22 protein-coding genes and 3 tRNA genes are annotated in these 20,432 nt (G+C 70.8%); 9 read left to right on the forward strand and 16 right to left on the reverse strand.

Annotation, left to right across the window (positions count from 1 at the left end; genetic code table 11):
* Positions 1-411: 411 nt before the first annotated feature.
* The 5 genes from rplA to ACIBZJ_RS29795 form a co-directional block, all read right to left on the reverse strand.
* A complete protein-coding gene (gene rplA, locus ACIBZJ_RS29775) occupies positions 412-1,128 on the reverse strand; it encodes a 50S ribosomal protein L1 (protein ID WP_395935370.1) in 717 nt (238 codons plus the stop codon).
* Between the two features lie 135 nt (positions 1,129-1,263).
* A complete protein-coding gene (rplK, locus tag ACIBZJ_RS29780) occupies positions 1,264-1,698 on the reverse strand; it encodes a 50S ribosomal protein L11 (RefSeq protein WP_035857847.1) in 435 nt (144 codons plus the stop codon).
* 87 nt (positions 1,699-1,785) lie between these two features.
* A complete protein-coding gene (gene nusG / locus ACIBZJ_RS29785; RefSeq protein ID WP_395935372.1) occupies positions 1,786-2,505 on the reverse strand; it encodes a transcription termination/antitermination protein NusG in 720 nt (239 codons plus the stop codon).
* 94 nt (positions 2,506-2,599) lie between these two features.
* Positions 2,600-2,947 carry a preprotein translocase subunit SecE gene (secE, locus tag ACIBZJ_RS29790; protein ID WP_395935374.1) on the reverse strand — a complete coding sequence of 116 codons (348 nt, stop codon included), beginning with the start codon at positions 2,945-2,947 and terminating at the stop codon, positions 2,600-2,602.
* A 99-nt stretch (positions 2,948-3,046) separates the two neighbouring features.
* Positions 3,047-3,119, reverse strand: a tRNA-Trp gene (locus ACIBZJ_RS29795).
* Between the two features lie 187 nt (positions 3,120-3,306).
* Between ACIBZJ_RS29795 and ACIBZJ_RS29800 the strand changes: the two genes are divergently transcribed.
* Positions 3,307-4,530, forward strand: coding sequence for a pyridoxal phosphate-dependent aminotransferase (locus tag ACIBZJ_RS29800; protein ID WP_395935376.1), 1,224 nt, complete (start codon positions 3,307-3,309; stop codon positions 4,528-4,530).
* Between the two features lie 107 nt (positions 4,531-4,637).
* Here the strand turns inward: ACIBZJ_RS29800 and ACIBZJ_RS29805 are convergent, their stop codons facing one another.
* Both ACIBZJ_RS29805 and ACIBZJ_RS29810 read right to left on the reverse strand, forming a co-directional pair.
* On the reverse strand, positions 4,638-6,095 hold the full coding sequence (locus tag ACIBZJ_RS29805) for a DHA2 family efflux MFS transporter permease subunit (protein WP_395935378.1): 1,458 nt from the start codon (positions 6,093-6,095) through the stop codon (positions 4,638-4,640).
* 76 nt (positions 6,096-6,171) lie between these two features.
* Positions 6,172-6,735, reverse strand: a complete 564-nt coding sequence (locus ACIBZJ_RS29810; RefSeq protein WP_395935380.1) for a TetR/AcrR family transcriptional regulator — start codon at positions 6,733-6,735, stop codon at positions 6,172-6,174.
* Positions 6,736-6,837: 102 nt separating this feature from the next.
* Here ACIBZJ_RS29810 and ACIBZJ_RS29815 point away from each other — a divergent pair, with 102 nt between their 5' ends.
* On the forward strand, positions 6,838-7,377 hold the full coding sequence (locus ACIBZJ_RS29815; RefSeq protein ID WP_395935382.1) for a hypothetical protein: 540 nt from the start codon (positions 6,838-6,840) through the stop codon (positions 7,375-7,377).
* Between the two features lie 79 nt (positions 7,378-7,456).
* On the opposite strand, the gene ACIBZJ_RS29820 is transcribed toward ACIBZJ_RS29815, so the two are convergent.
* The 7 genes from ACIBZJ_RS29820 to ACIBZJ_RS29850 all read right to left on the reverse strand — a co-directional run bounded on the left by ACIBZJ_RS29820 (position 7,457) and on the right by ACIBZJ_RS29850 (position 12,111).
* Complete coding sequence (locus tag ACIBZJ_RS29820) at positions 7,457-7,885, reverse strand: MaoC family dehydratase (protein WP_395935384.1); 429 nt, start codon at positions 7,883-7,885, stop codon at positions 7,457-7,459.
* Positions 7,885-8,340, reverse strand: a complete 456-nt coding sequence (locus ACIBZJ_RS29825) for a MaoC family dehydratase N-terminal domain-containing protein (protein WP_395935386.1) — start codon at positions 8,338-8,340, stop codon at positions 7,885-7,887. The genes ACIBZJ_RS29820 and ACIBZJ_RS29825 overlap by 1 nt, the downstream gene beginning before the upstream one ends.
* Positions 8,341-8,576: 236 nt before the next feature.
* Positions 8,577-8,741 (reverse strand): 50S ribosomal protein L33, encoded by a 165-nt coding sequence (gene rpmG / locus ACIBZJ_RS29830; RefSeq protein ID WP_035857853.1) that lies wholly within the window; start codon positions 8,739-8,741, stop codon positions 8,577-8,579.
* A 61-nt stretch (positions 8,742-8,802) separates the two neighbouring features.
* Positions 8,803-8,875: transfer RNA gene (locus tag ACIBZJ_RS29835), tRNA-Met, on the reverse strand.
* A gap of 26 nt (positions 8,876-8,901) precedes the next feature.
* Positions 8,902-8,974, reverse strand: a tRNA-Thr gene (locus ACIBZJ_RS29840).
* 89 nt (positions 8,975-9,063) lie between these two features.
* Positions 9,064-11,625: a putative bifunctional diguanylate cyclase/phosphodiesterase gene (locus ACIBZJ_RS29845; protein ID WP_395935388.1), complete on the reverse strand. Its 2,562-nt coding sequence runs from the start codon at positions 11,623-11,625 to the stop codon at positions 9,064-9,066.
* 129 nt (positions 11,626-11,754) lie between these two features.
* Entirely contained in the window at positions 11,755-12,111 is a 357-nt protein-coding gene (locus ACIBZJ_RS29850; RefSeq protein WP_395935390.1) for a hypothetical protein, read from the reverse strand.
* A 172-nt stretch (positions 12,112-12,283) separates the two neighbouring features.
* On the opposite strand from ACIBZJ_RS29850, the gene ACIBZJ_RS29855 reads away from it, so the two are divergent.
* Positions 12,284-12,994 carry a M50 family metallopeptidase gene (locus ACIBZJ_RS29855; RefSeq protein ID WP_395935392.1) on the forward strand — a complete coding sequence of 237 codons (711 nt, stop codon included), beginning with the start codon at positions 12,284-12,286 and terminating at the stop codon, positions 12,992-12,994.
* 180 nt (positions 12,995-13,174) lie between these two features.
* On the forward strand, positions 13,175-13,798 hold the full coding sequence (locus ACIBZJ_RS29860) for an ANTAR domain-containing protein (protein WP_395935394.1): 624 nt from the start codon (positions 13,175-13,177) through the stop codon (positions 13,796-13,798).
* On the opposite strand, the gene ACIBZJ_RS29865 is transcribed toward ACIBZJ_RS29860, so the two are convergent.
* Complete coding sequence (locus tag ACIBZJ_RS29865; protein ID WP_395935396.1) at positions 13,795-16,077, reverse strand: putative bifunctional diguanylate cyclase/phosphodiesterase; 2,283 nt, start codon at positions 16,075-16,077, stop codon at positions 13,795-13,797. The genes ACIBZJ_RS29860 and ACIBZJ_RS29865 overlap by 4 nt on opposite strands.
* A gap of 309 nt (positions 16,078-16,386) precedes the next feature.
* On the opposite strand from ACIBZJ_RS29865, the gene ACIBZJ_RS29870 reads away from it, so the two are divergent.
* From ACIBZJ_RS29870 to ACIBZJ_RS29885, 4 genes are read left to right on the forward strand one after another with little or no spacing between them, the layout of a single operon-like run.
* Positions 16,387-16,731 (forward strand): hypothetical protein, encoded by a 345-nt coding sequence (locus ACIBZJ_RS29870; protein WP_395935398.1) that lies wholly within the window; start codon positions 16,387-16,389, stop codon positions 16,729-16,731.
* Positions 16,731-17,852 (forward strand): DUF4388 domain-containing protein, encoded by a 1,122-nt coding sequence (locus ACIBZJ_RS29875; RefSeq protein WP_395935400.1) that lies wholly within the window; start codon positions 16,731-16,733, stop codon positions 17,850-17,852. Before ACIBZJ_RS29870 ends, ACIBZJ_RS29875 begins: the two co-directional genes overlap by 1 nt.
* Entirely contained in the window at positions 17,849-18,388 is a 540-nt protein-coding gene (locus ACIBZJ_RS29880) for a roadblock/LC7 domain-containing protein (protein ID WP_395935402.1), read from the forward strand. The genes ACIBZJ_RS29875 and ACIBZJ_RS29880 overlap by 4 nt, the downstream gene beginning before the upstream one ends.
* A 14-nt stretch (positions 18,389-18,402) precedes the next feature.
* Positions 18,403-18,774, forward strand: a complete 372-nt coding sequence (locus ACIBZJ_RS29885) for a hypothetical protein (RefSeq protein WP_395935404.1) — start codon at positions 18,403-18,405, stop codon at positions 18,772-18,774.
* 35 nt (positions 18,775-18,809) lie between these two features.
* Here ACIBZJ_RS29885 and ACIBZJ_RS29890 read toward each other — a convergent pair whose 3' ends face one another.
* The gene (locus tag ACIBZJ_RS29890) at positions 18,810-19,355 is read right to left on the reverse strand and encodes a TetR/AcrR family transcriptional regulator (protein ID WP_395935406.1); all 546 of its coding nucleotides are present in this window, start codon (positions 19,353-19,355) and stop codon (positions 18,810-18,812) included.
* Between the two features lie 188 nt (positions 19,356-19,543).
* Between ACIBZJ_RS29890 and ACIBZJ_RS29895 the strand changes: the two genes are divergently transcribed.
* Positions 19,544-20,422, forward strand: coding sequence for an SDR family oxidoreductase (locus ACIBZJ_RS29895; protein WP_395935408.1), 879 nt, complete (start codon positions 19,544-19,546; stop codon positions 20,420-20,422).
* The last annotated feature ends 10 nt before the right edge of the window (positions 20,423-20,432 follow it).

The raw sequence follows: 20,432 nt of genomic DNA on the forward strand, positions 1-20,432 counted from the left end.
TGGTTCGTGATCCGGCCCGGAAACGAGAGACGCCCCGGCGCAGGGCGCACGGGGCAGCACAGCAGGAAATTCCTTCTGGCGACCGTCCGGCCTGCGCGGGCCGTCCGCGTCAGCGGACCTTCGGCTGGGTTGCCCCAGCGACCAGCGGTCTTCGGTGGATGTCAACGGGAAGTCTACGTCACGACCGACACGATCGACGAATTGGGCGGAGAGGGGGCGCCGCACGGAGCGGAGCCCCCTCCGGCTCGGCCCACCCTGCATCAAAAAAGTTAGCAGCGCACCGCCAGCGAAGGGCATCCCTGCGGACGAGATGCCCCCATTCGTCGGCCATACAGACACGAACCGTACGGTAAGTGGACACACGACAGAGGCGGCCCCCATTCGGGAGCCGCCTCTGTCTGCTGACGAGTGTCAGACCGCGGGGTCTTCCTCGGTCAGGTTGCGCGCACGGTTCGGGTCGACCGGGATGCCCGGGCCCATCGTCGTCGTGAACGTGATCTTCTTCAGGAACTTGCCCTTGGAGGCACTCGGCTTCGCCCGGTTGATCTCGTCGAGCGCGGCCGCGTAGTTCTCGACCAGCTTCGTGTCGTCGAAGCTCGCCTTGCCGATCACGAGGTGCAGGTTGGCCTGCTTGTCGACGCGGAAGTTGATCTTTCCGCCCTTGATCTCGTTCACGGCCTTGGTCACGTCCGGGGTGACCGTACCGGTCTTCGGGTTCGGCATGAGGCCGCGCGGGCCCAGGATCCGCGCGATCTTGCCGACCTTGGACATCTGGTCCGGGGTCGCGATGGCGGCGTCGAAGTCGAGCCACCCGCCCTGGATCCGCTCGATCAGGTCGTCCGAGCCCACCGCGTCCGCGCCGGCCGCCTCGGCCTGCGCGGCCTTGTCGCCGACCGCGAACACGATCACGCGGGCGGTCTTGCCCGTGCCGTGCGGCAGGTTGACGGTGCCGCGCACCATCTGGTCGGCCTTGCGCGGGTCGACACCGAGCCGGATCGCGACCTCGACGGTCGCGTCGTACTTGGTGGTACTGGTGGTCTTGGCCAGCCGAGCCGCCTCGAGGGGGCTGTAGAGCTTGGTCTTGTCAATCGTGTCCGCGGCTGCGCGGTACGCCTTGCTGCGCTGCATTTCGCTTCTCCCAAAGCTGTGGAGTCCGTGGTGTTACGAGCCGCGCTCGGCTCTCCCACGACTTCTCGTCTGGCGCCCGCCGAAGCGGGGTGTTTCCGAGGATCACCGCCCGGGGGCGATGCGGCCCGGTTGCACTCAGTCCTGGACCGTGATGCCCATGCTGCGGGCCGTACCGGCGATGATCTTCGCGGCCTGGTCGATGTCGATCGCGTTCAGGTCGACCATCTTGGTCTCGGCGATCTGACGGACCTGCTCCTGCGTCACGGTCGCGACCTTGGTCTTGTGCGGCTCGCCCGACCCCTTCGGCACACCCGCGGCCTTGAGCAGCAGACGCGCGGCCGGCGGAGTCTTGGTGACGAACGTGAACGACCGGTCTTCGTAGACCGAGATCTCGACCGGAACGATGTCACCCCGCTGCGACTCGGTCGCCGCGTTGTAGGCCTTGCAGAACTCCATGATGTTCACGCCGTGCTGACCCAGCGCGGGCCCGACCGGCGGCGCCGGCGTCGCGGCGCCGGCCTTGATCTGGAGCTTGATGATCGCTGAGAGCTTCTTCTTCTTTGGAGGCATCTTCCTGGGCTTCCTGGGCTACTGCAGATCCCCGGTCTCTCCGGGGAAATCCATGGTGGTCAACAACCGGGCCGGGCGGTAAATGCCCTAGATCTTCGAGACCTGGTTGAAGTTGAGCTCCACCGGCGTCTCGCGGCCGAAGATCGACACGAGCACCTTCAGCTTCTGGGCGTCCGGGTTGATCTCGCTGATCGACGCCGGCAGCGTCGCGAACGCGCCCTCGGTCACGGTCACCGAATCGCCGACCTCGAAGTCGACGACCTTCACCGGCGCCTTGACCTCCTTCTGGACGGTCGGCGCGAGGATCTTCACGACCTCTTCGAGGCTCAGCGGGCTCGGCCGGTCGGCGCGCGAGGTGGCACCGACGAACCCGGTGACACCCGGGGTGTTCCGCACGGCGGACCAGGACTCGGGCGTGAGCTCCATGCGGACCAGCAGGTAGCCGGGGAACACCTTCGACTGGACCTGCTGCCGCTTGCCGTTCTTGACCTCGGTGACTTCCTGCGTCGGCACTTCGATCTGGAAGATGAAGTCTTCGACGTTCAGGGAGTTGATGCGGCTCTCGAGGTTGGTCTTCACCTTGTTCTCGTAGCCGGCGTAGGAGTGCACGACGTACCACTCGCCGGGAGCCATCCGCAGGGCGCGGCGCAGCTCCTCGACCGGGTCTTCCTCGACCTCGGGGGCCTCGGGGGCAACGGCCGGAACCTCGTCGAGCGCCGCGACGTCGGCCGTCGCCTCGTCGTCATCGGTCAGGGCGGCGGTCTCGCCTCCCTCGGGAAGGCGGATTTCCTCGTCGTACTCGGGCACGCGATGGCTCTTCTCTGTCTGTGGGTTTACTTCATTGTCCCGCATGCGGAACGCAACGCGAGGCCAACCCGCTCAGCGGGTCGGCCTCAGCGGTTCAGGAGTCGGCTTTTGCCCCGAACGCCCACATCACCAGCTTCGCGACGCCGGCGTCGAGCCCCCACACGATCGCGACCATGATCGTCACGAAGACGATCACCACGGACGTGTAGGTGATGAGCTCCTTGCGCGTGGGCCAGATCACCTTGCGGAGCTCGGCGACGACCTCGCGGATGAATCGGATCAACCGGGAGATCGGGTTCGGCCGACGCTCCTTGGTGCCCTTGCGGGGTCCCTTGTCGACCGGGCCCTTGCCCGAGCCCTTCGACTTGGGTGCGTCGTCGTCTTCGTCGGCCACCGTGGAGGCAGACCGCTCTGCGGCTTCGGCGCTCTTGCTCTCAGCCACCGGTCCAGCCTTCTTCCCTCGTCGGTCCGTAGTCCTCAGGTTCAACGACGATGCGGCCCGTGGAGTTTCGTGGACCGCCCCGTCAGTTTCAGGTCGGCGCAGGGGTGACAGGACTTGAACCTGCAGCCTGCGGTTTTGGAGACCGCTGCTCTGCCAATTGAGCTACACCCCTTTGCGCCACCGAGGCGGCGCAAGTACATCCTTCCCTGAGGGCGAGCGCGACGACAACCCGCCTTCCAACCAGGGAGTGGCGGGTCGGGCATCGGGACGCCCCAGAGCGATGAGTGTACGTGGTGCGCCGGTAATAACCCAAACCGGTGCCCCACAACCGGGATGACACGTCTGCCAGCATGGAGACCATGACCGCAGCAGAGACCACCCCCGCTCGCCGCATCTCGGCCAAGGTGGGCGCCATCGCCGAATCCGCCACCCTCGCCGTCGACGCCAAGGCCAAGGCCCTGAAGGCCGCCGGGCGTCCGGTGATCGGCTTCGGCGCGGGCGAGCCCGATTTCCCGACCCCCGACTACGTCGTCCAGGCCGCGATCGCGGCCTGCAGTGACCCGGCGAACCACCGCTACACCCCGGCGGCCGGGCTGCCCGACCTCAAGAAGGCGATCGCCGCCAAGACGCTGCGCGACACCGGCGTCGAGGTCGCGGCCGGCCAGGTGCTGGTGACGAACGGTGGCAAGCAGGCCGTCTACGAGGCGTTCGCGACGCTGATCGACGACGGTGACGAGGTCATCCTCCCGGCGCCGTACTGGACCACCTACCCAGAGGCGATCCGCCTGGCCGGCGGAGTCCCGGTCGACGTGATCGCCGACGAGACCCAGGACTACCTGGTCACGGTCGAGCAGCTCGAGGCCGCGCGCACGTCGCGCACGAAGGCACTTCTGTTCTGCTCGCCGTCCAACCCGACCGGCGCGGTCTACAGCGCGGATGCCGTCGAGGCGATCGGACGCTGGGCGCTCGAGCACGGCGTCTGGGTGATCACCGACGAGATCTACGAGCACCTCGTCTACGGCGGCACCGAGTTCGTCTCGATCGTGAAGGCCGTCCCGGAGCTCGCGAACCAGACCGTCATCCTCAACGGCGTCGCGAAGACCTACGCGATGACCGGCTGGCGGGTCGGCTGGCTGATCGGCCCGGCCGACGTCGTCAAGGCCGCCTCGAACCTGCAGTCGCACGCGACGTCGAACGTCTGCAACGTCGCACAGCGCGCCGCGCTCGCCGCCGTCTCCGGCGACCTGTCCGCGGTCGAAGAGATGAAGACCGCGTTCGACCGGCGCCGCCAGACGATCGTCCGGATGCTCAACGAGATCGACGGCGTCTTCTGCCCGGAGCCCAAGGGCGCGTTCTACGCCTACCCGTCGGTGAAGGGCCTGCTCGGCAAGGAGCTGCGCGGCGTCACGATCGAGTCCTCGGCGCAGCTCGCGTCGGTCGTCCTCGACGAGGCCGAGGTCGCGGTAGTGCCCGGCGAAGCCTTCGGCACGCCCGGCTACCTGCGGCTCTCGTACGCCCTCTCCGACGAGGACATCGTCGAGGGCGTCGGCCGTCTCCAGAAGCTTCTCGCCGAGGCTCACTGACCTTTCTTTTTTACGCTGAGCCGCGTGCCACCGCCGGACGGTGGCCACCGCACACGCACGCGTGGCCCCGCCCGGTTTCGCCCGGGCGGGGCCACGTGCTGCCGGGATCAGGCCGGGACCGGTTCCGGAACCGCGCCGGCCACCGCCGGCGAGGGGTCGGCAGCCTGCGCGGGGTCCGCAGCCGGCGCGGGGTCGGCAGCCTGGCGCTTCAGACCCGGGACGAACAGGGCGGCGATCGCACCGGCCAGCACCACCCCGGCGCCGACCCAGGTGGCGATGCTGGTGCCGTCGGCGTAGTCCTGCGGCGAGGCGTAGCTGCCGGTGTGGGAGAAGACCGCGGCCAGCACCGCCACCCCGAACACCCCGCCGATCTCCCGGATCGCGTTGTTCGCACCGGACGCGACGCCGGTGTCGCTCTGCGGCACCGAGCCGAGCACCACGTTCGCGATCGGGACGAAGAACAGCGCCATGCCGATGCCGGAGATCACGAACGCCGGCCACTGCGTGGAGTACGGGGTGTCGGCCGACATGTTGCCCGCCAGCCACGCGAGACCGGCCGCCTGCAGCAGCAACCCGACGACCAGCAGCGGACGTCCCCCGATGCGGTCGGAGAGCGGACCGGCCAGCGGCGCCACGATCATCGGCATCGCCGTCCAGGGCAGCATCTTCAGGCCGGCTTCGAACGGTCCGGAGCCCTGCACGGTCTGCAGGAACTGCGCCAGCAGGAAGATCGAGCCGAACATCCCGAAGCTGAACAGCATCGCGGTCACGTTGCTGGCGGCGAAGCCACGGCTGCGGAACAGGCGCAGCGGGAGCATCGGGTGCTCGGACCGCATCTCCCAGACGACGAACAGCGTGGTCACGATGGCCCCCGCGACCAGCGAGCCGACGACCTCGAGGCTGCCCCAACCCGCGGTGTTGCCGCGCACCAGGCCCCAGACGACGCCGAACAGTCCGGCGGTGACCAGGCCGAGCCCGGGCAGGTCGAGCCGCTGGGCTTTACCGCGCTCGGGCGAGAGACGGGTGAGGGCCAGCGGAGCCAGCAGGATGCCGACCGGGACGTTGATCCAGAAGATCCACTGCCAGGCCCAGCCGTCGACGACCGCGCCGCCGATCAGCGGCCCGAACGCGACGCCGAGCCCGGAGACCGCACCCCAGATGCCCAGCGCGGCACCGCGGCGCTCGGGGGCGACCGCGTTGGACAGCAGCGTCAGCGTGAGCGGCAGGATCATCGCGCCGCCGACACCCTGCACCGCGCGGGCCGTGATCAGCGTCTCGATGTTCGGGGCCAGCGCGGCCAGCGCGGACGACACCGTGAACAGCGCGATGCCGATTCCGAGGATGCGCCGGCGTCCGAACCGTTCGCCCAGTGCGGCGCCGGTGAGCAACAGGACGCCGAACGTCAGCGTGTAGGCGTTGACGGTCCATTCCAGGTCGGAGATGCCCGCGCCGAGCGAGGTGCGGATCTCCGGGAGCGCGGTGGTGACGACGAGGTTGTCGAGCGACACCATGAACGCCGCCAGCGTGGTGACGAAGAACGTCCACCTGGTGGTCGATGCGGACATGACGGTTCTCCTTAAGTAGTGATTGGTCACTACCTTCGTGGGGCGTGAAAAAGCCCGGCTCTCGGCCGGGCTCGGATCAGTCTTGGGGTGCGAAGTTCTTGCGCATGTCGTCCGGCAGGCACATCTGCGCCCACGGAGCGTCGTAGTCGGTGAGGTTCATCGCCGCGATGACGTTGGCGAGCATGCCGTAGGCGAAGAAGTTGCGCACGGCGTCGTCGTCGACGCCGCTGACCCGCTGCACGAGCTGCCAGAGGCGCCCGAACCCGTCGCGGGTGGCGTCCCGGACGTCGGCGTCGTCACAGGACGCGTACGCCTGCATCTGGTGCATGAGCAGATCGCGATCGGTGATCAGCTTGTTGTACGTCTTGGCCATGGCCACCAGGGCGTCCGGACCCGCGAGGCCGTCGGAGGCCTCCTCGAACGCGTCGACGACCATCTGGAAACTGAGGTGGACGGACGCGACGAACAGGGCCTTCTTGTTGGGGAAGAGGCGGAACAGGTAGGGCTGGCTGATACCGGCCCGCTGGGCGATCGTCTCGGTGCTGGTGCCGTCGAAACCGCCCCGGGCGAACTCGACCAGCGCGGCCCGAAGGACCATACGGCGGCGTTCGTCGGCGCTGAGGCGGGTTGCTGGGCTCACGGCGCCTAAGTTATTGACCAATCACTACCTTGTCAAGGCCGCCCGTGTCGCGGAGGGGATCTGAGCGTTGGATCAGGACAAGTCCGACAAACGGGGAGTGACATGCGAGTTCGACGCCTGATCTCGACCTGCGCACTGGCGTCAGCCAGCGCGCTAGCAACCGCCGCAGCGACCGCACCCGCCGCAGCGCAGACTGCCGCAGCCCAACCCGCCACGGCGCAGACCGCGCGGGCAGCACAGGCGGGGGCCCAGCCCGCGGCGCAGGAGACGGCAGCCACGGCGGTCACCGCGATCCGGCCGGCCGCCACCGCCGGCCAGCCCGCCGCCACCGCGATCCAGCCCGCGACCACGGCGGCCCGGCCCGCGGCGGCGGCTCGGGGTGGGGTGGTGCGGGCGGGGGGTGACACGGACTGGGACGCGCTCTGCGGTCCGAACGCCGTGTGGGACGGCCGGTACTACTTCCGGGACCCGTGCGACGACCCCGCCAACCCGTACCGCAACGGGACGTCCGCCGGGACCACGCCGTCCGATCCCCCGGCCGGAACCTCGACCACGGACAACCCGGCGAGCGACGGGTACCCGTCCGGGTGGGAACTGTCCGCCCACGGGCAGCGCCGCCACTCCGCGCGAGGACGTACCTGATCGTTCGCCGGCGCGGCCCCGCCCGACAGCCGGCCACGGCCCCGCCCGACAGCGGGCCATGGCCGCGCCGGCGAACGGATCAGGTGAGCTGCAGCACGGCCTTCGCCCGGCCGAGGACCTTGTCGTCCCCGGACCGGGCGGTGAGCTCCACCGCGACCCGGCGGTCGTCCAGCTTCTCGGTCACCTTGCCGGTGACCTCCAGGTTCGCGCCCCGGTCGTCGTCCGGCACCACGACCGGCTTCGTGAACCGGACGCCGTACTCGACGACCGCCCCCGGGTCTCCGACCCACTCGGTGAGCACACGACTGGCCTCGGCCATCGTGAACATGCCGTGCGCGATCACGTTCGGCAGCCCGACCGCCGTCGCGACCCGCTCGTTCCAGTGGATGACGTTGAAATCGCCGGACGCGCCCGCGTACCGCACGAGGTCCGCGCGCTGGATCGGGAACGTCTTCGCCGGCAACTCGGTGCCGACCTCGACGTCGTCGTACGAGACGGTGGCGGCCATCAGCTCTCCTTCTCGGCGGCGCGCGACACGATCAGCGCGTACGCGGCGAGCACCGGCTCGCCGTCCTCGGTCGTGACGTCCGTGCGCATCGACAGGAAGATGCTGCCGGCCCGGATCTTCACGTCCTCGATCACGGTCTCGCAGACCAGGCGGTCACCGACGCGGACCGGGCGCTGGTACACGAAGCGCTGTTCGCCGTGGACGACCCGGCTGTAGTCCATCTGCAGGTCGGGGTCGAACGTCGCGGCACCGGTGGAGCGCATCGTGAAGATGATCGGGAACGTCGGCGGCGCGATGACGTCGGGGTGGCCGAGCTTCTGCGCGGCGGCCGCGTCGAGGTAGGCCGGGTTCGTGTCGCCGATCGCCTCGGCGAACTCCCGGATCTTCTCGCGTCCGACCTCGTAGGGAGCGGTCTTCGGGTACGTGCGCCCGATCGCATCCGCGGGGCTGGGCACCGGCGCCTCCTCAGTTGGATTTCTCCGCAACTTACCGGTAACGAAGCCCCCCAACCCGGCCGCCGAGCAACGTCACACCCCACCCGGTACCGGCGAGTTTCCGCCCGCCCCGCCACGGCTCCCCGCCCCGCCACGCGAGCTCACCAACGACCGCACCACCGGGTAAAACAAACGGCGCCACCCCCCGAAGGGGCGACGCCGTTCACGGTCCCACAGCGGGGACCTCCGCTAAGACGTCAGCGCGTCTCGCGGTGGGGCTGGTGCTTGCCGCAGTTGGGGCAGAACTTCTTCACTTCGAGCCGGTCGGGGTCGTTCCGACGGTTCTTCTTCGTGATGTAGTTCCGGTTCTTGCACTCCACGCAAGCCATCGTGATCTTCGGTCGGACGTCGGTGGCGGCCACGGGAGTGCCTCTTTCTACGTAATCGGGGTTGGTCCTCGACCAACTAGCTTACCTGGCACGGTAGCGGTGGCCGGACTTGAACCGGCGACACAGCGATTATGAGCCGCTTGCTCTGCCATCTGAGCTACACCGCCATCGGCACCGGCCGGGGCCGGTTCGGAGCCCCCTTACGGAATCGAACCGTAGACCTTCTCCTTACCATGGAGACGCTCTGCCGACTGAGCTAAGGGGGCCTTGCGAGCCGCTGCAAAGGTTACACGGCCCGCCCACCCAATGCGAAATCGGTACCCGGGCCGCGCCGACCCCCGAAGGCCCGCCTCACCTACCCGTGCTGCCCCACCACTCGCAGCCGTCGGGTGGCCTCGTCCGAAGGCTCGTCCGACTCGGACGACGACGTCCGTGCGGTCACCCAGGCCTCGAGCCGCTCCATCGGCAGTGGACGCGCGAACAGGAAGCCCTGAGCGACGTCGCAGCCCATCTCCTCCAGATGCGCCAGCGCCCGCTCGCTCTCGACGCCCTCGGCCACTACGGACAGGCCCAGGTGCTGCGCGAGGCCGACGATCGAGCGCACGATGCCGAGATCAGCCGCGTCGGTGTTCATCCCGAGCACGAACGACCGGTCGATCTTGATCTCGTGCACCGGGATCGTCCGCAGGTAGCTGAAGGCCGACGTGCCGACCCCGAAGTCGTCGAGGGACAGCCGCACACCGCGCTCGGCCAGCGCCTGCAGCGTCGCCAGCGGACGCTCGGCGTCGGTCAGTGCCCCGCCCTCGATGATCTCCAGCGTCAGCATCTCGGCCGGGACACCGGCCTCGGCCACCAGGGCGTCCAGCTCGGCGGGGAAGTCCGGATCCTGCAGCGTCCGGGCCGAGAGGTTGACCGACACTCCCAGCGGCCGTCCCCGGTCTTGCCAGCGCCGGGCCTCGGCCAGCGACTCACGCAGCACCCAGCGCGTCAGCGGGCCGATCAGGCCGGTGTGCTCGGCGACCGGCACGAACTCGCCCGGCATCAGCAGGCCCTGCTCCGGGTGCTCCCACCGCACCAGCGCCTCGACGCCGATCAGCCGCCGGTCGGCCAGCGAGACCTTGGGCTGGTAGTGCACGGTCAGCTCGCCCTGCTCGATCGCGCGGCGCAGCTCGGGCACGAGCCCGAGCCGGTGGACGCTGTGCGACTCCATCGACGGGCTGTAGACGGCGACGCCCCGGGGCTGTGCCTTCGCGGCGTCGGTGGCCGCGTCGACCCGGCGGAACAACGCCTCGCTGTCGTTCGCGTGATCCGGGAACAGCGCCACGCCCACCGCGGCGCCGACCTCGATCGTGAAGTTCTCCAGCGGGAACGGCTCGATCGCCGCCCGCCGCAGGTCGGCCGCCAGAGCCACCACGCAGTCGACGCCGGACGCCCGCAGCAGCACCGCGAACTCGTCTCCGCCGAGCCGGGCGACCAGCGCGCCGTCGGGGGCGTACTCGCGCAGCCGGCGGCCCACCTCGGCCAGCAACTGATCGCCCGCCTTGTGGCCCAGCGTCTCGTTGACGCCCCGCAACGCGTCGATGTCGAACTCGAGCAGCGCGACGACTTCGTCGGGGACCGGGTCGACCGCGATCGCGGCCTCCACCGCCTCGACCATCCGCCGCCGGTTGGGCAGCCCGGTCGTCGTGTCGTGGTAGGCGTCGTAACGCAACCGCTCGACCAGCCGGGAGTTCTCCACGGCCACCGCGGCGTGCGCGGCGAGCGTCTCCAGCAGCCGGACGTCCGCGGACCCGAACGTCGCCAGGTCGTGCAGGCGGTCGGCCACCTCGAGGCAGCCGACGACGGCGGTGCCCGACCGCAGCGGGACGACGATCAGATCCTTGACCTCGCGGCCACGCAGCGCGCGGCGCAGCCGCAGGTCGGCGTTGGCACCGCGGGGACCGAGGTGCACGGTGACGCCGGTGTCGAGCACCCGGCGGCGGATCGGGTCTTCGCCGAGCTGCTCGTCGATCAGGCCGGCCTGATCGACCCGCGCGACCAGCGCGGTCTCCGGATGACGTCCCAGAGCGGGCATCCACAGCGTGGCCGACTCGGCCGACAGCAGCTCGCGGACCCGCGTGAGCATCGTGTCGGCCAGGCTGTTCTCCTGCCTGGCCGTCGAAACCGCCCGGGTGAACGCGTACAGCTCGCCCAGGCTCTTGTGCTGGGCCAGGAACTGCGCGTACGCGCGGTACCCGGCCACCAGCACCACGGCCAGCACGAGCAGCAACGCCAGCGCCAGCATGTTGACCTTGAGGACGATCAGCACGACCAGCCCGACGGTCGTGTTCAGCACGCCGACCGAGATCGACGCGATGACCAGGCGGGTGACCGCGACCGGCGCCGGGCGTCCCTCGTACAGCGTGATCGCGAACAGGATGCCGGTGAAGCTGACCAGGTCGGCCAGGCCGACCGCGAGCAGCACCGAGACCCACAGCAGCGGCTTCGACGGGTCGAGCGGGCCCATGTAGGCGAAGACCGCGGCGGCGACCCCGGTCTCGGCCGCGGCGACCGTGGTGTTCGTCACGAACTTGTGCGGGGTGGTCCGCCGGACGGCGTTCACCAGGATGACGGCCGTCAGCCGGCTGATGACCAGCGCCAGCGGCGAGAGCCAGAACAGGCCCAGCACGAGCGGGATCTCGGAGATCGAGAACGAGTGCGTTTCCCGCCGGAGCTGGACGTGGAGCTGGGTGGCCTCGCCGACCATGAACAGCCCGACGAACACCGGGATGAGCCAGGCCGGTTTCAGCGTCGCGCCGGTGACCGTGATCGCGGCCTCGGTGCCGGCGACGCCGACGGCGGCCGTGACGAGGACGAGTGGCCAGAGCCGGGTGGGAACCCCGGCGATGCGCCGCCTCATCACGTCGGCCACGCGCACCTCCCCGACGGTATCCGGCACGGCTCCACGAACGGCCCTGCTGCGGCGATCAGCCCAGCTACGGCGATCACATCATGCAGGACCAGCGCGGCGGCCTCCCGGGAAAGGTGCACAGTTTCAGCGCAACGGTCAGTTCCCGCTGGACCCAGGGAGGAGGCCGGTGTCACCCGTTCCGGACATGGGATCGGCGCCGGTTGCAACTTCCATGTTCACGGCGACCTTTCCCGTCCCGTTCAGGACGGCACTCGGGACGGAAGGCACGCCAGGGAACTCCGTCCAGCTGCTGCCCGCGGGCCGGCCGGACGACCCCGGCGCCGAGCCTCCGGTGCCCCCGCTCAGCACCGCGACCTCCGCTCCGCCGTCGTCGGCGACGAAGACGCTCCCCGCCGTGCCCGGAACGCCGAACACTCCGCCGGCCAGGGCGAAGGCCAGCCCGACGGCGGCAACCACACCGCCCGCCGCACTACCGGCAGATCGTCCCCGCATCGCTTCCTCCAAAAACCGACACTTGCCTCTTCAGGTCAAAATCCCCCCGATAATGGAGTATCTCACGCCCCGGTCCCCCCTGTACCACCGTGAGCGCTCACCTGTACCACCGAGAGCGGCGGTGGAACGCGTGTGCGACCCTGCCCGCGGCCACTACAAACAAAGGAACCGGGTGGACGAGCGGAGCCTGAGCGACGTCTGGACCAACGTTCTGGGCACGCAGCCCGATCCACCGCCCTGGCTGATCCTCACGGCCGCGGCCGTCGCGCTGGTGGTGATCGTGCCGCACGGGCTCTGGCGGATCTCCCGGAACGTCGTGACGATCGCCCACGAAGGCGGCCACGCGGCCGCGGCCGTCCTCAGCGGCCGGCGCCTGACCGGCATCCGCCTGCACTCCGACACCTCCGGCGTCACGGTCTCCAAGGGCAAGCCGTACGGGCCGGGCATGGTCGCGACCGGCGTCGCCGGCTACATCACCCCGTCGTTGCTCGGCCTGCTCGGCGCCGCCCTGCTGACCGCCGGACGGATCACCGCGATGCTCTGGCTCGCGATCGTCGGGCTGGCCGCGCTGCTGGTGATGATCCGCAATTTCTACGGCGTGTTGTCGGTGGCCGTCACCGGCGGTGCGGTCTTCGTCGTCTCCTGGTTCGGCACCCCGACCCTCCAGGCCGGGTTCGCCTACGCGTTCACCTGGTTCCTGCTGGTCGGCGGCGCCCGGCCGGTGATCGAGCTGCAGCGTCTCCGCCGTCGTGGTCAAGCTCCTCATTCGGACGCGGATCAGCTCGCGAAGTTGACCGGCCTCCACCCCTTGCTTTGGGTAGCTTTGTTCGCGTTTGTAGCGATCGCCTGCCTGTTGCTGGGTGTTCGCTGGCTCCTGGCCTGAGGTTCGTTCGACACGGTCAGTACCGAGGGGGGAGCCTTGCGCAGCAAGGCTCGCAGTCGATCGGCATAATGGCACCCGCACATCTTCGGGAACACGGTTGAGCAGCCAGCCGCCCTATTTGGGAGGGGTGGCTGGGTAGTGGTTGCAGCGGGTGGCGCCGCGTTCCCTAGCGACGTCGCGTTGCTTCGCGACGAGTTGCTGTCGGCGAGGACGGAACTCGACGGCCTGCGCGAGGCGATGGGCCGGAGAGCCGTGATCGAACAGGCCAAAGGCGTGTTCATGGAGCGCTACGGCGTCGACGAAGAGGGCGCGTTCGCGCGGCTGGTCGCGCTGTCGCAGAGCACGAACGTCAAGCTCGTCCAGATCGCCACCGACGTGGTGGCCCGGTCGGGCGGGACCGGCGGCGACAACGGCCGGATCAACTGGATCGACCGCGCGCTCGACGCGTTCTGCGAGCCCGCGGTCGTGCTCAGCCCGATCCCGACCGAGCGCGGCGCGGTCTCCGACTTCCAGGTCGACCACGCCAACCGGGCCGCGGTCCGGTGGATCGGGCGTCCGCGGGAGCGGGTCCTGCGTGCGACGGCCGCGTCGCTCTATCCGTCGGCCACGGCGACCGTGCTGATCAACGCGTGCCGTCGGGCGCTCGCGACCGGCGCGCTGGTCGGTGCACCGTGGCCGGTGGCCGACGACGAGCCCCATGCGGACGCCGAGCACCGACGGCCGGTGCGGGTGCACGCCGCCAGGGTCAGCACCGTGGTGCTGGTGACCTGGCAGGTCCTGAACAGCGCGGCGCGCGAGGGCTAGGAGCCGCGTAGCGAGGCGGCGAACTCGTCCGGGGGCATCGGGCTGGCGAAATACCAGCCCTGCCCGGCGTCGCAGCCCAGCTCGCGCAGCCGGTCGGCCTGGCCGGCGGTCTCCACGCCCTCGGCGGTGACGCTGAGCCCGAGCGTGTGCGCGAGCCCGACCAGCGCACCGACGACGTCCATGTCGGCGCCGGGCACCCGCTCGGGCGGACGCCGCTCCATCGTGGTGCCCGGCCCGGAGTCGGCCACCGGCACCGGAACCGGGCTCTTCACCGGCTCCGGGCCGGCCTCGATCACGGCCGGATCGGCGACGCCCTGCAGGAACGGGCCGGCCAGCTTCAGCTCGCGGATCGGCAGGTGCCGCAGCGTCGAAAGGTTCGAATAACCGGTGCCGAAGTCGTCGATGACGATCCGGATGCCCTCGCCGGCCAGCGCCTGCAGCACCTCGGTCGGCGCCTCGGCGCTGCCGACGATCGCGCTCTCGGTGATCTCCAGTTGCAGCCCGTCGGGCGGCAGGCCGGTGCGGTCGAGCACCACCGCGACGTCGTTCAGCAGCGAAGGATCGCTGACCTGCCGGGCCGCGATGTTGACGCTGACCAGCGGCGGCCGCGCGCCGAGCGTCTGCCAGCGGGCGGCCTGACGGCAGGCCTCGGCCAGCACCCAGCGCCCCAGCGGGACGATGAAGCCGGTCTCCTCGGCCAGCGGGATGAACTGCGCCGGGCCGAGGACGCCGAAGCGGGGGTGGTTCCAGCGGACCAGCGCCTCGGCCGCGTACACCGCGCCGTCGGCGAGCCCGACGATCGGCTGGAAATCGAGCTGGAACGCACCGCTCTCCAGCGCGGCGGGCATCGCGGCGGCCAGCCGGCGCCGGGCGGCCTCGCGCTCGCCGCGGCCGGACTCGAACACCGCCCAGGACCGGGCCGGGTCGGCCTTCGCCCACTCCAGCGCGGTCTGCGCGGCCCGCAGCAGCCCGGACGCATCGGTTCCGGCCGCGTCGACCTCGGCCACGCCGATCGTCACGGTCACCGGAATCGCGTGCGCGCCGACGCCGAACGGGCGGCCCAGCACCGCCAGCACCCGCCGGGCGAGCGCCTCGGCCGCACCGCGGTACCCACCGGGGCCGACCAGGATCGCGAAGTCGTCGCCGTCGATCCGGGCGACCAGGTGACCGGCGCGGGAGATCTCCTCGGTCAGCCGGTCGGCCACCGAAGCGAGGATCTGGTCGCCGGCCTCGTGCCCGAGGCTGTCGTTGACCGCGGCCAGCCCGTCGACGTCGATCACCAGGATGCCGACCGGATCGCGCGGCCCGGTGCGGACCAGCACCTCGCGCAGCCGGTCGAAGAACAGCGCCCGGTTGGGCAGGCTGGTGAGCGGGTCGTGCAGCGCCTGGTGGACCAGCCGCGCGCGCATCCGCCGCCGGTCGGTGACGTCCTCGACCACGGTCAGCTGGTAGCGCGCGTCGGCTGCGGCGAGCTCCGTTCCCGGCGACTCCCCGAACGACGCCTCCCCCGGCGTGATCACCGACGTGGTGAGCTGCGTCCAGATCACCCCGCCACCGTTGACGACGAGCGGGCGCTCCCCGGAGATCGGCCCGGGGCTGTCGCTGCGCAGCCCGATCTCGGTGGGACCGGCGAACGCGCCGTCCCGGTGCACCAGGTCGTCGAGGCGGCGTTCGCGGAGCTGTTTGAGCGTGTAGCCGAGCATCCGGCGCAGTGCCGGGTTGGCTTCGAGGATCGAGCCGTCCCACTCGCTGATCGCGATGCCGACCGCCGCGTTCTCGAACACGGCCCGGAACCGGGCGGCGTGCGCGCGCGACACCGCCTCCGACTCGGACCGCGCGGCCAGGTCGGCCCGGCGCAGTTCCTCCTGCTGGGAGAGCGTCTGCTCGCGGATCGCCTCGGTGTAGCCGGTCACCAGCGCCGCCCGCAGCTCGGCCAGCCGGCCGGCCCCGGTCGGCACCCCCAGCGGGGCCAGCACCACGTCGTCGAGGAGCGCGATCGTGCGTCCGATGAAGTCGGGCGCCGAGAAACGGCGCGCCACCAGCGCGGCTCCGACCTCGCGGCCGGGTGCGCTCGAGAACGGGTCGGCGGACATCGCCCGGAGCAGGCGGGCGGTGTGCGTACGGAGCTCGGCCTCGATCTCGGCCGAGCTCATCGCGACGAAACACGTGTCGCGTGCGATCTCCCACCAGCGGTGGGCCACCGCGTCGACGACCGCCGAAGCCACGACGACCCCGGTGCTCCCGGCGTGGACCGCCACGCGCACGCCTCCGCTGAGCATTGTCGGACAACCTTGACGACCGCCGAGCATACGGCCGACACCAACACGTCGGTACCGGACGACCCGTCCGACCTCTCCTACCGGTCGGTCAGGCGCGCAGGCAAATCGATACATCAAGGTATGAACCTGAGCCTCATAGAATACGCACCGCGCTCACCTCAGCGCTCGCTGTAGCCGTAGGATCCCTGCTGGGGCGCACGACCGATCGGCCCCGCTCGGCACTGGCTGCTCACCAGTAACGCGCGGACCGGTCGCACCGGCTTGGAGAGGTGACGTGTGCCCGGGATCGACGAGAGCCTCCGTAGCGCCATGTCCATTCCCGGCGTGCTGGGCGCCGGGCTGGTCGACTACGCCTCCGGGCTCGCCGTCGGCAGCGCCGGAGACTGGCCCTGCGGCGAGGAGCCGGCCGCGGCCGGTGCCACCGAGGTCGCGCGCGCCGCGCTGGAGAACGCCACGTTCGCGGTGTCGGCCGAGGGCGACATCGTCGAAGACATCGTGGTGGCCTCCGTGGCCCGCTACCACGTGCTGCGGTTCCTGAACGCGAGATTGGACAGCCGGCTCTTCCTGTACCTCTGGCTCGACCGCGAGCACGCCAACCTGGCGATGGCCCGCCACCGGCTGGCCGGTCTGGCGTCCGATCTGGTGCTCGGCTGATGTCCGGGGCCGCGGCCGAGGTGACCACCCGCCGTTGGGGTGGCGTCCCCGAGGCTCTGGACGAGTTGACCGCGGGTCGTGCCACCGGCGCGCTCCACGTCGAGGGGGTCGTCGGCGGCACGATCTACCTGCTCGACGGCGAGATCTACTACGTCCAGACCGCGGCCGCTCCCGGGGTCGACTGCCTGTTACAGGCCTCCGGCACCGTGCCGCCGTCGGTGTTCCAGACCGCCTGGACGGCCGGTGCCGCAGCCGGCCAGGTCGGCGAGGTGCTGGTCAAGTCCGGCGCGCTCAGCCGGGGCGAGGCCGAACTGTGCACCGCGGCGGCGATCACCGACGGCGCCTTCGCGCTGTTCACGGCGTCACCGGCGGAAATGGGGCCGGTGCGGTTCGCACCCGGCGAGGGCCACTGGTGGGGTGCGCTCCGCCGGGTGGGAGCCGCGGCGCTGGAGGTGCAGATCCGCAAGCGCCGCCGATTACTGGAGCGGACGCCGCCCGGGGACGCCGACGACCAGCCCGTGATCGCCGCGGCCCGGCTCGGACGCCACCACGTCGTCCTCACCGACTTGCAGTGGGAACTGGTCGTCCACGCCGACGGGCGCCGGACCCCCCGGGAACTGGCCCGCCTACTCGGACGCTCGGCGTTCACCGCCGTGCTCGAGACCCGCCGCCTGATGACCGCGGGCCTGGTCCGGGTGGCCACCGCTCCCCCGCTGAACCTGCCGCCGGCCACCCCGCCCGGCCCGCCGCCGGGCCTGCCGCCGGGCCAGGCGCCACCGCCACCGCCGCCGTCGCCCCGGCCGCCGGCCGCATCCACCACCCCCTCGCTCCCGCCCTACGCCGCGGCGCTCCCGGCCGATCCGGAGCACCCGGGCGCGCGGCACGCGTCCGAGACGCCGGCTCCGGTCCCCGTGCTCGCGCGCCGGACGCCGGACGGGGCTCCGCTCCCCCGGCGCCAGCCCGCGCACGCGCTGCCCCGGCGGCAGCCCGGGGCAGCGCTGCGCGGGGTCGTGCCGGTCGGGCCGCAGCCGGACGTGCCGTCCGGCTCGGTCCTCGACGTGCCGGAGCCCGACTCCGGCCTGCTCTCCCGGGTCCGGAACGCCCTGGAGGGGCTCCGGTGAGTGCGCGCTGGCCACTCGGATCCTGGCGGGCCGTCGCGCTGCCCACCCAACGCGTCGGCCCGGTGCTGCCGCGGCGCCCGGCGCGACTGATCGGCAAGAAGGCGCTCGGAACCGACGAAGGGAGTGTGGTGGAGCGCGAGATCGAGGCGGACGTGCTGGCGGAGATCCGAGGGCTGCGCGACCGGGTCCGCCACGTGGCCGGGAGCCTGGTCGCGACCGTGGACGGGCGGCTGGTCGCGCACGACACCCACGGCATCGAGCCGGACGGAATGGCCGCACTGTCCGCCGCCGTGCTCGGACTCAGCCAGCGGCTGATCGAAAACGTCGGTCCCGGCCAGTTCGCCGAGACCGTCACCCGCGGCACTCACGGCTACGTGGCGACCTACGCCGCCGGCCCCCGCGCGGTCCTCACCGTCGTCACCGGTGAGGAAACGAACATCGGCCGGCTCCACCTGGAGGCACGGCAGGTCGCCCATCGCCTGGCGGCCCTCCTGGACGACCTCGGCGCCCGAGTGCGTACGGGAAACAACCCCTGAGAAGGAGAGAGAACATGGCAAACGTCGACACCGCTCTGAAAGAGGCCATGACGATCGAAGGATCGATCGGCGTGGCGCTCGTGGACTACAACAGCGGAATGGCGCTGGGTACGCTCGGCGGCACCAAGGACTTCGACCTGAACGTGGCCGCGGCCGGCAACACCGACGTCGTCCGGGCGAAGATGCGCACGATGGAGATGCTCAACCTGGGCGCCGACATCGACGACATCCTGATCACGCTGCGGCACCAGTACCACCTGATCCGGCCGGTGCAGTCACGGTCGGGGAAGGGCTTGTTCATCTACCTCGCGCTGGACCGCTCGCGGGCGAACCTCGCGATGGCCCGTCACCAGCTGTCCCGGGTCGAGAGCGACCTCGAGGTCTGAGCCGGGGTCCCGCGTCGGTCACCCGGCGCGGGACCTCACTCCTCGGAGGCGACCAGCACCGCGCGGACGAATTCGGTCGCGACCGCGTCGAGGTCGGTGAGCCGATCGGCGCGCCCGTCCTCCACCGCTTCCATCACCAGCTCGTTCAGCCCGCCGATCACCGCGGTGGCCATCGCGGGCGAGATCGGCCGGGCGCCCGGCACCGTCCGCGCGCCCTCTTCGACCCGCTCCAGCAGCAGCGCGGCGAACCGTTGCTGCCCCCGCCGCCGCAGGCGCAGCGCCTCCGGCCCGGCCGACTGGATCTCGAGCAGCACGGTGCGGGTCAGCGCCGGTTCGGTCTGCAGCGCCGCGAGGTAGGCGTGCACCGCCGCGCGCACCTGCTCGACCCAGTCCAGATCGGGCTGAGCGGCCTCGTCCACCAGCCGCAGCAGCCGATCGCTCGCCGCCGCGTAGACCGCGAGGAAGCACTCCTGCTTGTCGGCGAAGTGCTCGTAGAACGTTCGCTTGGAGACGCGGGCGTGCCGGGCGATGTCGGCGATCGTCACCGCGCCGTAGCCCTTCTCGACCAGAGCGGTGGCCATGCCCGCGAGCAACCGCCCGCGATGGCCGTTCGCGCGCGCGGTCGCGGCCGAGCGCTCATCCTCGTGAGCAGGCTCGGAATGTCGCGTCGCGGCCGATGTCACCTCTGTACCCCTCCTCGCCCGGAATGGTACCGTCACCCGCAGTCTGGTACTGCGTAGTACCAGACTGCTGACACCGGAGAGATGCCATGTCGCCAAGGAAATTTCCTCGTGGAAAAACCGTGCTGATCACCGGCGCGGCCCGCGGAATCGGTGCCGAACTGGCCCGGCAGGCGGTGGCCGCCGGGGCCCGGGTGGCGCTGGTCGGCCTCGAACCCGACCGGCTCGCGGCACTCGCCGCCGAGCTGGGGCAGTCCGCGAGCTGGGCCGAGTGCGACGTGACCGATCAGGCGGCGCTGACGGCCGCGGTCGAGAGCACGCTGGCCGCGCACGGCGCGATCGACGTCGTCGTGGCGAACGCCGGCATCGCCAACCACGGCACGATCGCGGTCACCCCGCCCGAGGCGGTAGCGAAGGTGATCGAGGTGAACCTGCTCGGCGTCGTCCGCACGGTCACCTCGACGCTGCCCGCGGTGACCGCGGCGCGAGGTCACTACCTGCTGATCTCGTCCGCGGCCGCGTTCACGATCCTGCCCGGCATGACCGCGTACAGCGCGGCCAAGGCCGGCGTCGAGCAGTTCGCGAACGGCCTGCGGCTGGAGCTCGCGCACAAGGGCGTGACGGTCGGGTCCGCGCATCCGATCTGGATCGACACCGACATGGTCCGCGACCTGCGCGAGGACCTCGGTTCGGCCCGGGAGAGCCAGCGTCGGCTGCCCGGCCCGCTCGGCGCGACGGTCTCGGTGGAGGACTGCGCCGCCACGCTGCTCGACAGCATCGCGCGGCGCGCGCGGAAGGTCTACGTCCCCCGCTCGGTGGCCGTCCTGTCGGCGATGCGGTCGATAATCCTGGGGCCGCTGGTCGAACGCGCGATGATCGCCCAGGCGAAGAACCACGTGCCGCGGTTCGAGGCCGAGGTGCTCGCTACCGGCCGGTTCTTCGGCCGCAACAGCACGGCGAAGTTCTAGTTCCGGAGGC

The sequence above is a fragment of the Cryptosporangium sp. NPDC051539 genome (assembly GCF_044454545.1).
Classification (GTDB): domain Bacteria; phylum Actinomycetota; class Actinomycetes; order Mycobacteriales; family Cryptosporangiaceae; genus Cryptosporangium.

Excerpts from the sequence above, each read along its gene's own strand:
- rplA (WP_395935370.1), bottom strand. The coding sequence starts at position 1,128 with ATGCAGCGCAGCAAGGCGTACCGCGCAGCCGCGGACACGATTGACAAG.
- rplK (WP_035857847.1), bottom strand. The coding sequence starts at position 1,698 with ATGCCTCCAAAGAAGAAGAAGCTCTCAGCGATCATCAAGCTCCAGATC.
- ACIBZJ_RS29800 (WP_395935376.1), top strand. The coding sequence starts at position 3,307 with ATGACCGCAGCAGAGACCACCCCCGCTCGCCGCATCTCGGCCAAGGTG.
- ACIBZJ_RS29805 (WP_395935378.1), bottom strand. The coding sequence starts at position 6,095 with ATGTCCGCATCGACCACCAGGTGGACGTTCTTCGTCACCACGCTGGCG.
- ACIBZJ_RS29815 (WP_395935382.1), top strand. The coding sequence starts at position 6,838 with ATGCGAGTTCGACGCCTGATCTCGACCTGCGCACTGGCGTCAGCCAGC.
- ACIBZJ_RS29820 (WP_395935384.1), bottom strand. The coding sequence starts at position 7,885 with ATGGCCGCCACCGTCTCGTACGACGACGTCGAGGTCGGCACCGAGTTG.
- ACIBZJ_RS29850 (WP_395935390.1), bottom strand. The coding sequence starts at position 12,111 with ATGCGGGGACGATCTGCCGGTAGTGCGGCGGGCGGTGTGGTTGCCGCC.
- ACIBZJ_RS29865 (WP_395935396.1), bottom strand. The coding sequence starts at position 16,077 with ATGCTCAGCGGAGGCGTGCGCGTGGCGGTCCACGCCGGGAGCACCGGG.
- ACIBZJ_RS29870 (WP_395935398.1), top strand. The coding sequence starts at position 16,387 with ATGTCCATTCCCGGCGTGCTGGGCGCCGGGCTGGTCGACTACGCCTCC.
- ACIBZJ_RS29875 (WP_395935400.1), top strand. The coding sequence starts at position 16,731 with ATGTCCGGGGCCGCGGCCGAGGTGACCACCCGCCGTTGGGGTGGCGTC.
- ACIBZJ_RS29885 (WP_395935404.1), top strand. The coding sequence starts at position 18,403 with ATGGCAAACGTCGACACCGCTCTGAAAGAGGCCATGACGATCGAAGGA.
- ACIBZJ_RS29890 (WP_395935406.1), bottom strand. The coding sequence starts at position 19,355 with ATGGCCACCGCTCTGGTCGAGAAGGGCTACGGCGCGGTGACGATCGCC.
- ACIBZJ_RS29895 (WP_395935408.1), top strand. The coding sequence starts at position 19,544 with ATGTCGCCAAGGAAATTTCCTCGTGGAAAAACCGTGCTGATCACCGGC.